This is a genomic window from Blautia sp. AF19-1, from assembly GCF_003479155.1.
Classification (GTDB): domain Bacteria; phylum Bacillota; class Clostridia; order Lachnospirales; family Lachnospiraceae; genus Fusicatenibacter; species Fusicatenibacter saccharivorans.
Genome location: NZ_QUGQ01000018.1, coordinates 46810 through 58851, shown reverse-complemented (window position 1 = coordinate 58851; position 12042 = coordinate 46810). Strand labels below are relative to the sequence as shown.

The following is a 12042-nucleotide window of genomic DNA, read 5'->3' as shown; positions in this document are numbered from 1 at the left end:
TTATTCACTCCTTATTATTGTTTCTCAATCTTATACCCAATTCCCCATACAACTTTCAGATAGCGCGGCTCCTTCGGGTTGATTTCGATTTTCTCACGGATGTGACGAATGTGGACCGCAACGGTGTTGTCCGCACCGATCGCCTCCTCGTTCCAGATGCTCTCGTAGATCTGTTCAATCGAAAATACCTTGCCTGGATTTTTTACCAGCAGCAGGAGAATGTTATATTCGATCGGGGTCAGTTTGACTGGTTCACCCTCGACGCTGACTTCTTTTAAATCGTCATTGACGAGAAGCCCGCCGACCTGATACACATTTTCTCCGTCGTCCGCCGGAAGATTTCCAAGTTTCGTGTAGCGCCGCAGCTGAGATTTCACCCTCGCCACCAGCTCGAGCGGGTTAAACGGCTTCGTCACGTAATCATCCGCGCCGATGTTCAGTCCCAGAATTTTGTCCACATCCTCTGATTTTGCGGACAGAATAATGATCGGAATACTGCTCTTTTCCCTGATTTTCAGCGTCGCACGGATGCCGTCCAGTTTCGGCATCATGACGTCGATAATCAGCAGCTGAATCTCCTCCCTCTCGAGCATCTGGATGGCCTGCATGCCGTCATATGCTTTCAGCACATGATAGCCCTCCTGGGTCAGATAAATCTCAATGGCGTCTACAATCTCTCTATCATCATCACATACTAAAATGTTGTACATTTCTTCTTTCTCCACCTTTCATTTTTTCTTTTCCGGCACTTTTTTTCCGCGCCGGACCTCCCACATGATTCAAAGATGATTGTACCGCAAATTCCCTCAAGTTGCCAGATGTCTTTTGTTTTCATCCTTACTGTACCAAAGGAATCTTTAGGTCCGCAAAGGAAAATCTTAAGTTTCTATAAAGTTTTGTCTGTGAATTCAGAGCTCAAACATTTTTTAGACAATTGCAATTATTTTCTTAGCACATCCTGCTTGCCGTCTATGCGGATCTCAATAATTTAAAGATCATCAACGACCGATACGGGCATGAAGAAAGGGACTTCTCCATCCGCCTTGTCGGACAGTTTCTGCAGGATTCCATCGGCAAACGCGGTGTCTGCGGACGCATCGGCGGCGATGAATTCGCATATCTTGTTCCGTGTTCCGACGAAACAATGTCCAGGGATCTGTACCGGACGCTGCACTCCGCATTCGACATTTTTAATAGAACGAACGAAAAAGCATATAATATTACCGTTTCCACCGGCTTTTATCTGCTTCCGAAAGACATGGATTCCACACTTCCGGAGATGCTCGCGCATGCGGATGCAATGCTTTACGAGGAGAAACAGAAACGAGATAAGAATGTTGCGAAAATTTTACCAAAATAGGAATTGATTTTTTTCTGGAAAGCAGTTAGAATACTTGAGGGATGATTTTTGAATCCCGTATTTCAAGCGAAACAGACCGGCAAAAACGGCTGTTTGATCAAAAAATTTCTAAAAAAAGGCAGGTGAACAGAATGGATAGTTGTGATTCTCATGGGCGAAGTACCAGCATAGGACGGGAACCGGAAAATATGCAGGATGACGGCCATCCTTCTGTCCTGCTTTAATCTTAAATATTTTCCCTTCTTATCCTATGAAAACCCGAAGTAAGACACATGATCCAAACCAGTTTTGAAACGTAATTCTCTGGTTCTTTTTTCGTGTGCTTTTACTGCCCTGTGAGGGTTCCAACATGCTTTTTCGCACCGACAGCACGCATGTTTTTTTCTGCTGTCAAAAAAAAGAATGGAGGATAACGAAAAAATGGAAAAACGAGTACAGGATTATACCCAGGAGATCCTGGATACAATCCGCAGTAACTCTTCTCCGGCTGTCATGGGCAGCCGCCTGGAAGATTACCACGAAAATGACCTGGCAGATGTTCTGCCGCTTTTAACGGTTCCGGAGCGATGCAAACTGTACCGCATTCTGGACACGGACATGCTGTCCGATATTTTTGAGTATGCTGAATCCGACAACGTAGCCGAGTACCTCGAAGAGATGGATGTCAAAAAAGCCGCTTCCATCCTCTCCAAAATGGAGACCGATGCACTGGCCGAGGTTCTGCAGAAACTCGACAAAGCAAAGAAAAAACTTCTGATCGAACTGCTCGATCCGGAAGTACGCCACGATATTGAGATGATCGCCTCCTTCGATGAAGATGAAATCGGTAGCCGCATGACGACAAACTGCATCATCATCCGCGAGGATCTGAATGTCAAACAGGCGATGAGCAGCCTGATCGATCAGGCCGCAAAGAACGACAACATCTCTACCATCTTTGTTGTCAATGCGCAGCAGAAATTTTACGGAGCGATCGATCTGAAAAACCTGATCATCGCAAGACGCGACGAGACGCTCGAGGATCTGACCGTAACTTCTTACCCGTACGTATATGCAGAGGAGCCGATCAACGAGTGTATCGAAGAACTGAAGGATTATTCCGAGGATTCTATTCCGGTCCTCGACAATGACAACCGCCTGCTCGGTGTCATCACATCATCAAACATCATCGACCTGGTTGATGATGAGATGGGTGAGGACTACGCGATGTTCGCAGGTCTGACCGCAGAGGAGGATTTAAAAGAGCCGTTAAAAGACAGTATGAAAAAACGTCTTCCATGGCTGATCATCCTGCTCGGTCTTGGCATGCTGGTTTCTTCTGTAGTCGGTATTTTCGAACAGGTTGTCACAACCCTTCCGATCATCATGACCTTCCAGTCCCTGATCCTTGACATGGCCGGAAACGTTGGTACCCAGTCCCTGGCTGTTACCATCCGTGTCCTGATGGATGAGTCCCTGACCGGAAAACAGAAATTACAGCTTGTTTTCAAGGAAATGCGCATCGGTTTCTGCAATGGTCTTCTGCTTGGTGTTCTGTCCTTTGCTGTCATCGGACTTTTCATCTTCTTATTCAAAGGAAAGACCATGATGTTCGCATTTTCTGTTTCCGCCTGCATCGGTATCGCGCTGCTGCTGGCTATGCTGATTTCCAGTGCCGTCGGCACCTGCATTCCGCTGTTCTTTAAAAAGATCCACATCGATCCGGCGGTTGCTTCCGGCCCGCTGATCACAACGGTCAACGACCTTGTCGCTGTCGTTACATTCTATGGCCTGAGCTGGCTGTTCCTGATCGAGATGCTGCATCTCGCAGGCTGATCTTTTGATACGACTGAAAAATTTTTAAGAGGCAGATATCAACTTTTTCTGGTTTCGGAAAAAGCTGATATTTGCCTCTTATCTTTTCTCTTCCCTTCTTTACATTCCAAACAGAAACCGATATAATAGCAGGTAACGGTGCTTTTATGCTTTGACGTTTCACAGTGCCGCAAATATTTTGAAATGAGGGTTTTTGAAAACATGATTGTCAATCTCATCACCACAGTCTACAACTTTCTCTGGGGCGATCTTTTTACGATTCCGCTCCCGGGCGGCGGCAGTCTCGGAATCTCCCTTCTGATTCTTCTGCTGATCCCAACCGGCATCTATTTTACGATCCGGACACGTTTTCTTCCTATCCGTCTGTTCCCGGACATGATCCGTGCCCTGTCGGAAAAGAAAAATGAAAAAAGCAGCCTTTCTTCTTTTCAGACACTGATCGTTTCCACCGCAACGCGTGTCGGTATGGGAAATCTGGTCGGCGTTGTCGCTGCAGTCTCCGCCGGAGGCGCAGGTGCTGTGTTCTGGATGTGGGTGACGGCTATCATCGGCTCGTCTACCGCGTTTATCGAAGCTACGCTCGCACAGCTTCACAAAGAAGAAGATCCTCTGTACGGCGGCTACCGCGGCGGTCCTGCCTACTACATTCACGATCTGGTTGAAGACCACCTCAAGAAGAAAAAACGATACGTTCTGCCGGCTGTTCTGTTTGCCATTGCCGGTCTGATCTGCTGGTGCGGTATCAGTCAGGTAATCAGCAACTCCGTGGCTTCTTCTTTTAAAAATGCATTTTCCATTCCGCCGCTTTACACCAGTATCATGCTGGTGATTCTTTCTGCAATCATCGTACTGCGGAAAAATGCAACCGTAAAGGTGCTGGATTTTATAGTTCCTGTCATGGCAGTCTGCTATTTCTTTATCACACTGTTTATCATCGCAGTCAACCTCCGTCAGATTCCTTCTGTGTTTGCACGCATTTTTGAGGAAGCCTTCGGACTTCGTCAGATGGCAGCCGGCGGTTTTGGTGCTGTTCTGATGAACGGTGTAAAGCGTGGTCTGTTTTCGAATGAAGCCGGTTCCGGCTCCGCTCCATGCGCCGCTGCCGCCGCAGAATGTGACCGCCCGGCCAAAGCAGGCCTTGTACAGGCGCTCGGCGTTTTTGTTGACACAATCGTCATCTGCAGCTGCACCGCAATGATTATGCTGCTTGCACCAAAGGATCTGATTAATGGCCTTTCCGGCATGGATCTCTTGCAGACCGCCATGCAGTATCATCTGGGAAAATTCGGTGTGATTTTTATCGCACTTACGCTGTTTTTGTTCAGCTTTTCCACGTTCCTCGGCATTTTGTTCTATGCAAGAAGCAACGTTGCCTACCTGTTCGGTGACAAGTGGTGTTTCCAGACCGCTTACAAGGTTCTTGCACTTGTAATGCTGTTTATCGGCGGTATTGCCGCATACACTTTTGTGTGGGATCTTGGTGATGTCGGCATCGGGCTGATGACAATTTTCAACATTATTGCACTGTATCCACTTGCAGGTGAGGCGCTTTCCGAGTTAAAATCATATGAGGAGTCGAAGAAATTGTAAATCCTGTGGATTGCTGTTTCGGACCGAAAAAGGGGTTTTAGAAAAAGGAGGTTTTTACACATGATCATTGAACCATCAAACTACACGTATGAGACAATGCCGGACTACACGGACGCGGTAGACGGCGCCGTGGAAATTCCGGTGACCGGAGAGGAAATGGAGATCCGCTATGCGCATGAAGTTGTCTACGACGAGGCGCACAATCTTCATCTGGAAATTTTCACACCATTCCAGATGGCGCACCCGGAGCGCACCTGGCCGTGCATCACATTTATTCAGGGATCCGCCTGGATGAAACAGTATGTCTACCAGAAGGTCGGCATGATCGCCCGTCTGGCGCAGCGCGGCTACGTTGTTGCAATCGTCGAATACCGTCACAGCGGAATCGCACATTTCCCAGCGCAGATCATCGACGCAAAAAATGCGGTACGTTTTCTGCGTGCGCATGCGGAGGAATACAAGCTGAATCCATCGCAGATGTTCCTAATGGGAGATTCTTCCGGCGGACAGGTTTCTTCCGTTGCCGGCATGACCGCAAAGAGCGGAAAACTTGACGAGCCGATCAATGAGGAAAGCTGCGAGGTATGCGGTATTATCGATCTGTACGGAGCTGTTGATGTGACACTGCCGTACGGCTATCCGATAACGCTGAACCATCAGAAACCGGACAGCCCGGAGGGCATGCTGATGGGCTATGACATTACCGAGCATCTTGAGGAGGCTAAGGCAGCCTGCTCCAAAACATACGTGAACGAGGATTTCCCGCCGATGCTGATCGCACACGGCACCAAGGACACGATGGTGTTCTGCCAGCAGAGTGTCGATCTCTACCACGCATTAAAGGATGCCGGAAAAGATGTACAGCTGTATCTTCTTCGCGGCGCAGACCACGGCGGTGCAGCATTCTGGACCGAGGAAATGATTACCGTTTACGATAACTTCTTCAAAAAATGTTTGGGTGAATAACATGAGGATTGCTTACTGCGAAGATGAACCGGCGCAGCGTTCCCGGATGGAACTGCTGCTCCACACCTTTGCGGAGCGAAAAAGGCTTCCTCTTACCGTGGAAGCCTTTTCAGACTCCGCTGCTTTTCTGTTCCACTACCCTGACTCGTATCCGTTCGATCTCATCTTTCTCGATATTGATCTCGGCGGAATGGACGGCATGGCGCTGGCGCGGAAAATCCGTGAGACGGACAGCGAGGTGCCGATTCTCTTTCTGACGAACCACAGAGAATACGTTTTCGAAGGGTATGAGGTGCAGGCGTTCCGGTATCTCTTAAAGCCGGTGACGGAAGACACACTGTTTCCGCTGCTCGACGAACTGCAGACGATGCGCGGACAGGAAAAGCCGCATCTGCTGCTTTCACTTGGCGGGGAGACGCAGAAGCTGTTCCTCTCGGATCTGCTTTTTGTGGAGTCCGATAATCATTATCTGACGCTGCATACGGCCGCCGGCACGGAAACGTTTAAGAAAAATCTGTCGGAGTTCCGCGAAGAGCTTTCCGCCGCATGGCAGGCTTCTGGTGGGACAGGAGAATGTTTTGCGGCAGCACACCGGAGTTATCTTGTGAATCTCGCTCATGTGGAGCGGATCACGCGGACGGAATGTCTCTTGTCGGACGGAACAAAAATTCCGGTCAGCCGCGGATGCTATGCATCACTCAACCAGGTGTTCCTGCAGTTTTACCGGCCGAATGCGTTTTAAAGGTTTTGCATTTTTTAATTTCCAATTCCGAACGAACCGAGGTGATGTTTCATGGCGCACATTCCATTTTTATCCCATTATCTGGAACGCAAAAATATCGAATACCAGAACCAGCTTCTCGCCCGCCAGGTCGAGGAAGTGCAGAATATCTATCTGACAATGCGCGGCTGGCGTCATGATTACCACAATCATCTGCAGTCAATGAAGGCATATGTTGAGATGGGACAGTATGATAAGCTGCAGGAATATCTCGGGCTGCTCGAAAATGATCTCGATCAGGTCAACCAGCTCTGCGACTCGGGGAATGTGAATCTCGATGCGATTTTAAATTCCAAAATTTCACTCGCCGAAAAGAACGGCATCCGCGTGGATTACAAGGCAGCCTGCCCGGCCAATCTTACGGTGAGTGATATTGATCTCTGCGCGCTGATCGGAAATCTGATTGACAATGCGGTGGAAGCATGCGAGGGCCTTGCGGATCCCTATATCCGGCTTTATATTGGTGTGCTGAAAAACCAGCTGTATATTTCCGTTACGAATGCAACAAAGGATACTGTGCGGAAGCTGGACAGCGAGTATATCACCACGAAGCGCGGAAATCACGGGCATGGGCTGAAACGGATCAATCTTGTTGTGGAAAAGTACGAAGGATATATCAACCGGCAGAACGAGCCCGGCGTTTTCGTGACGGAGATTATGCTGCCGCTGTAAAAAGCTCTTTCCAGAATTTTTTGATTTTGTCCGATGATTCTACAGAAAAATTTTGCAGAACGTGAACACTTTTTTTGCTGTTCGCGTTCTTTTTTGTTCCATTTACGTACTTTTCCCCCGTGTTTTGCATGAATATGGTAGGATAACTACAGTTCACGAAAGACATGTGACAGAGGAGGTCTTTATGTATTCATTATGGTCTAACTACATTTATATTCATCGGGAGCTGTGGCATTACAGCAAAAAGCCGTTTCTCTTTCAGGCACTCGAAATCGTCTCACAGGTGCTCACCGGCTTTTTCGGGATTCTGCTTCCTGCCGGGATTCTCCTGTTTCTGGAACAGAGCAGCGGCTTTTCCGGATTTGCACTTGGAACGCTCGTTCTCTTTCTTTGCTATGCCGTTGTTTTTGTCAGCCACACCTTGCTGCAATCGCGGAACGCCTGGCAGTATACCGAATTCCGGACCGGCTTTTTTACGCGCCGCCTTCTCTGTCATTTCATGCAGATAGATTATGCGGTTCTGACAGAACCAAAAACGCTGCAGCTCGCCGAAAAAGCCGTCGGAGCCACCTGCAGCAACTGGGTCGGCGTGGAAGGCATGTTCCGATACGATGTCACAATTTATTCTTCGTTTCTTGGGCTGATTCTCTACGCAGGACTGATCGGAACCGTCCATCCGGCTATCATTCTTCTGCTGCTTGTGCTCTCGGTTCTGCAGTTTCTCAGCTACCGCCGCGCGGCTTCTTACGAAGTCCGCCGCAGAGACGATCTGTCTGAAATTGAAGTATCGCAGCGCTATTTCCAGAAACAGTCGTACAACACATCCGCCGGAAAGGATATCCGTCTGTATCAGCTGAACGGATGGCTCGATGGTGTTTATCGCCAGCTCAACAAGCGGTATCAGAAAATTCTGTTCCGCATCCGCAGCGCCTACTTTGCAAATGATCTGCTGACACTTACACTACAGCTTCTGCGCGACGGAATCTGCTATGGCTTTCTGATTTACCGTCTATCCCACGGCACGATGACCGTATCCGGCTTTGTGCTTGCGCTCGGTGCCGTCTCCGGTTTTTCTTCATATTTTAACGAGATCACCGCCGCGCTCTCCAAATCCGTGCTCTGTCTCGAGCAGATCCGCTGGCTGCGGGAATTCTTCGATCTCCCGTTCCCTGCAGGCCACACGCTGCCGTTCCGGCCGGAACTTGCGGAAGAAAAACCGCTGGAAATCTGCTTTTCCCACGTCTCGTTTTCCCATCCGGGCGGCGATAAAAGGATCCTCGATGATGTCAGTTTTACACTCCATGCGGGCGAGCATACGGCACTTGTCGGCATCAACGGCGCCGGAAAATCCACCATTGTCAAGCTGATCTGCGGGCTATATCAGCCAACGGAAGGGAATATCACCATCAACGGCATTCCCCTTGGCAGTCTGAATCCGGCACAGTATTACAAAGCAATCGCGGCGGTCTTTCAGGACCCGTTTGCACTCTCGTTTTCGATTGCAGAAAATGTGAGCTGCTCCCCACTGGAAGAGACCGATCGTAACCGTTGCCGAGAAGCACTCATCCGCGCCGGACTCTGGGAAAAAATTGCAAGTCTGCCGCAGAAAGAAGAAACCTATCTTGGCAAGGATATGGCGGACGACGGCATTACGCTTTCCGGCGGTGAAATGCAAAAACTGATGATGGCGCGGGCACTCTATAAAAATTGCCATCTGCTCCTGCTCGATGAGCCGACGGCTGCGCTCGATGCAATCTCGGAAAATAAAATGTACGAAATCTACAGCACACTGCTGAAAAATAAGACTGCGCTTTTCATCTCGCATCGTCTTGCATCGACACGCTTCTGCGATACGATCCTGTTTCTCGAAAACGGAAAGATCAAAGAATGCGGAACCCACGATGAGCTGATTGCCCTCGGCGGATCGTATGCGCATATGTTTGAGGTGCAGAGCCAGTATTATCAGGAAACGGAGGAAGATATCTGATGAAAATGAAAGAACGGTTTCATGCCATCTGCCGCTTTTTAACTATGGTGAGCCAGGGCAATCACCGCGTGCTGTTCTGGCTTCTCGGAAGCGCTTTTGCAGCTGCAACGCTGCCGTATCTCTCCTTGTTTTTCTCGGCGCGAATTTTGAATTTACTGCTTGCAAAGTCGTACCGCGCCTGTCTGTATACTGTTGTCGTCTTTCTGCTTACGCAGTATGGGCTGGGATTGTTTGAAAAAATCTGCCGTCAGTATCTCGACGGCCAAAAAGAACTCTGTCTTGCACGCACGGAACAGAAAATCACCGCAAAGGCGCTGGAGCTGGAGTTTGAGAAATTCGAAAAAACAGAGACGATGGATGCCATCCGGCGCACCAACGTCTCCTCCATGGGATCGGGAAATGTGGGTGACCAGCTCATTGTCATTCATACGCTGATCACTTCCCTGCTCTCGGTTCTCTATGCCCTGTTTTTCCTGCTCCGTCTGTTTCTTCTGTCCGACAGCAGCAGGAATAACTTTTTCACCTCGTCGTTTTCGATGCTTGCACTGCTCCTGCTCTGTGGTGTGCAGCTTGCACTTTCCTCCCGCATCAACCGCAGGAGTACGCAGAAAAAGATAGAGCTGAACCAGGGCAACGACCATTCCAACTCGGTTGCCAATTATCTCGTTAATGTGATGCTTGAAGAACGGCGCGCGGACGATATCCGCATCGGTCATCTCGATCATTTTCTCGACGTACAGTTTGGAAAAGCCATGGAACACTTTCTGCCGATGTACCTCGACTTCGCCCGCTTCTCCGCCATCACAGACGGAAAAAACGCGCTGCTTTCGCTCCTTTCCAATTTCGCTGCGTACCTTGTGATCGGCGCCAGGGCTCTGTACGGCGTTCTCCCCATTGGGGATGTTCTTCTGTATGCCGGTTCCGTGACACGCGCCATGAGTGATCTTCAGACATTTCTCGCAACCGGATCGGAGTTCGACTATATCAATTCCTATCTCTCGACCTATGAGGATTTCATTGCGCAGCCGTCTATGGCCTACGACGGTACACTGCCGATTGAGAAACGCGACGACGGCCAGTACGAATTTGCATTCCACGATGTCTCATTCTCTTATCCCGGTACGAATATTCCGGTACTCGAACATGTGACACTGTCCTTTGCCGTCGGCGAAAAAACCGCCCTCGTTGGCCGTAACGGAGCCGGAAAGACAACACTCATCAAGCTGCTCTGCCGCCTGTATGAGCCAACTTCAGGTTACATCACCCTGAATGGCATTGACATCCGCAAATATAGCTACAAAGAGTACACGCAGGCATTCTCCGTCGTTTTCCAGGATTTCCACCTGTTTTCCCTCCCGCTCGACGAAAACATCGCCGCCGGAACCGAGATTGATGAAGCTGCTTTGCAATCCTCTCTTGCAAAAGTCGGTCTCACCGACCGTGTACAGCAACTCCCGCAGGGCGTCCGCACCCGCCTTTACAACAACAACGGCTCCGGTGTCGACCTTTCCGGCGGCGAGGCCCAGCGCACCGCCATCGCCCGCGCCCTCTACAAGGATGCCCCGTTCGTCATCCTCGACGAGCCGACCGCAGCCCTCGACCCGATCGCTGAGGCCGAAATCTACAAACAGTTCAGCCAGATGACCGCCGGTAAAACGGCTGTCTACATCTCCCACCGCATGAGCAGCTGCAAATTCTGCGACCGCATCATCGTCCTCGACCACGGCCGCATCGCCGAAGACGGAACCCACGACACCCTCCTCGCAAACCACGGCATCTACGCCAATCTTTACGAAACCCAGGCCCAATACTACACCTGAGTCCTCACCCTCCCGTCCCCCACAACGTAAATGGGAGTCAGAAAAACACAACCCCTGGCAGTTCGTGCTAAGAACTTCCAGGGGTTGTGTTTTTCTGGCTCCCCTCCACTTATTTCAGGAATGCAAACGGCTCCTCATCATGAATAAAATGCATCAGATGATAAGAACACATAATTGCTACATTTTCTTCCTTTAAGATTCTCTTTGCCTCCTCGCGGTCAGCAAGGACAACTTCGATCACTTCGCTCTCTTCGAGGTATTTGCGGCTGATCTCGCCCTCGCACCAGCCGTAAACGGCAGAGCATGCTTCATCGGTCAGGCCGATTGTGGTGAAGAACGGTTTCTCGTAGCAGGGATCTACTTTCAACGGGTGAAACGTAAGACCGGTCTCCTCATGCATCTCGCGCACGGCAGCCTCATGGAACTCCTCGCCCGGTTCCACCAGGCCTGCCGGGAATTCGTAGATGTAGTCATCAATGGAAACGCGGTACTGGCGCACCAGGACAATTTTGTCGCGTTTTTCCCCGTACAGACTGTACATCAGCACACCGTCCGGCGTATTTTTCCTTGTTTTAATCTTCATCTGCTCGATGGATTTTGCGCGGGAAGCCACGTAATAGCGGAAGTGATGGTTTACTTTGTTTGTCCCTTCCACCAGGTAAAGATTTACGAACGGATTTTCCGTCTGTTTTGTGATTTTTTCAACATTCGGCATAAGTAACAACCTCTTTCTTTTCTCTTTTACTGGTCAAAATCAGCCTCAAACACGCCCTCCGGGGTGCGCATCGTCAGCACGCCGAGGTTGAATTCATCATCCATCACCGTGATGTGGTACTCGAAAATCACATCATCATCAAATTTCGATAATACCACATAGGAACCGTTCTCTTTTCCCTCGATCTGGTCGCAGATGTCATCGTAAACATCGCTTCCCGAAATCGGCCGCGGATAGCCGGATTCTTTAATTTTCTTTTCAATCATTTCATATAATTCGTTCATGTTCTGCCCTCGTTTTTCTTTTTATCGGTTATGTTTCATTGTACCACGAAAA

General features: G+C 49.5%; 11 protein-coding genes. 8 read left to right on the top strand and 3 right to left on the bottom strand.

Translation table 11 applies throughout. The features are described from left to right. Positions 1-14: 14 nt before the first annotated feature. The gene (locus tag DWX26_RS12390; RefSeq protein WP_022461396.1) at positions 15-710 is read right to left on the bottom strand and encodes a response regulator transcription factor; all 696 of its coding nucleotides are present in this window, start codon (positions 708-710) and stop codon (positions 15-17) included. 245 nt (positions 711-955) lie between these two features. On the opposite strand from DWX26_RS12390, the gene DWX26_RS12385 reads away from it, so the two are divergent. The 8 genes from DWX26_RS12385 (at position 956) to DWX26_RS12350 (ending at position 10991) form a co-directional block, all read left to right on the top strand. After that, positions 956-1360 carry a GGDEF domain-containing protein gene (locus DWX26_RS12385; RefSeq protein WP_082424534.1) on the top strand — a complete coding sequence of 135 codons (405 nt, stop codon included), beginning with the start codon at positions 956-958 and terminating at the stop codon, positions 1358-1360. A gap of 420 nt (positions 1361-1780) precedes the next feature. After that, positions 1781-3175 carry a magnesium transporter gene (mgtE, locus tag DWX26_RS12380; protein WP_022461398.1) on the top strand — a complete coding sequence of 465 codons (1395 nt, stop codon included), beginning with the start codon at positions 1781-1783 and terminating at the stop codon, positions 3173-3175. Positions 3176-3376: 201 nt separating this feature from the next. Continuing rightward, positions 3377-4765 carry an alanine/glycine:cation symporter family protein gene (locus tag DWX26_RS12375; protein WP_055226893.1) on the top strand — a complete coding sequence of 463 codons (1389 nt, stop codon included), beginning with the start codon at positions 3377-3379 and terminating at the stop codon, positions 4763-4765. Positions 4766-4825: 60 nt separating this feature from the next. Further along, on the top strand, positions 4826-5731 hold the full coding sequence (locus tag DWX26_RS12370; RefSeq protein WP_118601528.1) for an alpha/beta hydrolase: 906 nt from the start codon (positions 4826-4828) through the stop codon (positions 5729-5731). A gap of 1 nt (position 5732) precedes the next feature. Next, complete coding sequence (locus DWX26_RS12365) at positions 5733-6473, top strand: LytR/AlgR family response regulator transcription factor (RefSeq protein WP_118601527.1); 741 nt, start codon at positions 5733-5735, stop codon at positions 6471-6473. A 51-nt stretch (positions 6474-6524) separates the two neighbouring features. Next, entirely contained in the window at positions 6525-7184 is a 660-nt protein-coding gene (locus DWX26_RS12360; RefSeq protein ID WP_055219159.1) for a sensor histidine kinase, read from the top strand. A gap of 184 nt (positions 7185-7368) precedes the next feature. Then, on the top strand, positions 7369-9171 hold the full coding sequence (locus DWX26_RS12355; RefSeq protein WP_118601526.1) for an ABC transporter ATP-binding protein: 1803 nt from the start codon (positions 7369-7371) through the stop codon (positions 9169-9171). Further along, a complete protein-coding gene (locus DWX26_RS12350) occupies positions 9171-10991 on the top strand; it encodes an ABC transporter ATP-binding protein (RefSeq protein WP_118601525.1) in 1821 nt (606 codons plus the stop codon). Before DWX26_RS12355 ends, DWX26_RS12350 begins: the two co-directional genes overlap by 1 nt. A 109-nt stretch (positions 10992-11100) precedes the next feature. On the opposite strand, the gene DWX26_RS12345 is transcribed toward DWX26_RS12350, so the two are convergent. Both DWX26_RS12345 and DWX26_RS12340 read right to left on the bottom strand, forming a co-directional pair. Further along, entirely contained in the window at positions 11101-11706 is a 606-nt protein-coding gene (locus tag DWX26_RS12345) for an NUDIX hydrolase (RefSeq protein WP_055219153.1), read from the bottom strand. Positions 11707-11732: 26 nt separating this feature from the next. Then, entirely contained in the window at positions 11733-11990 is a 258-nt protein-coding gene (locus DWX26_RS12340) for a hypothetical protein (protein ID WP_022461406.1), read from the bottom strand. Positions 11991-12042 lie beyond the last annotated feature (52 nt).

Bases quoted from the DNA above. Each gene is read 5' to 3' on its own strand.
- DWX26_RS12390 (WP_022461396.1), bottom strand. From the start codon at position 710: ATGTACAACATTTTAGTATGTGATGATGATAGAGAGATTGTAGACGCC.
- mgtE (WP_022461398.1), top strand. From the start codon at position 1,781: ATGGAAAAACGAGTACAGGATTATACCCAGGAGATCCTGGATACAATC.
- DWX26_RS12375 (WP_055226893.1), top strand. From the start codon at position 3,377: ATGATTGTCAATCTCATCACCACAGTCTACAACTTTCTCTGGGGCGAT.
- DWX26_RS12370 (WP_118601528.1), top strand. From the start codon at position 4,826: ATGATCATTGAACCATCAAACTACACGTATGAGACAATGCCGGACTAC.
- DWX26_RS12365 (WP_118601527.1), top strand. From the start codon at position 5,733: ATGAGGATTGCTTACTGCGAAGATGAACCGGCGCAGCGTTCCCGGATG.
- DWX26_RS12360 (WP_055219159.1), top strand. From the start codon at position 6,525: ATGGCGCACATTCCATTTTTATCCCATTATCTGGAACGCAAAAATATC.
- DWX26_RS12355 (WP_118601526.1), top strand. From the start codon at position 7,369: ATGTATTCATTATGGTCTAACTACATTTATATTCATCGGGAGCTGTGG.
- DWX26_RS12350 (WP_118601525.1), top strand. From the start codon at position 9,171: ATGAAAATGAAAGAACGGTTTCATGCCATCTGCCGCTTTTTAACTATG.
- DWX26_RS12345 (WP_055219153.1), bottom strand. From the start codon at position 11,706: ATGCCGAATGTTGAAAAAATCACAAAACAGACGGAAAATCCGTTCGTA.
- DWX26_RS12340 (WP_022461406.1), bottom strand. From the start codon at position 11,990: ATGAACGAATTATATGAAATGATTGAAAAGAAAATTAAAGAATCCGGC.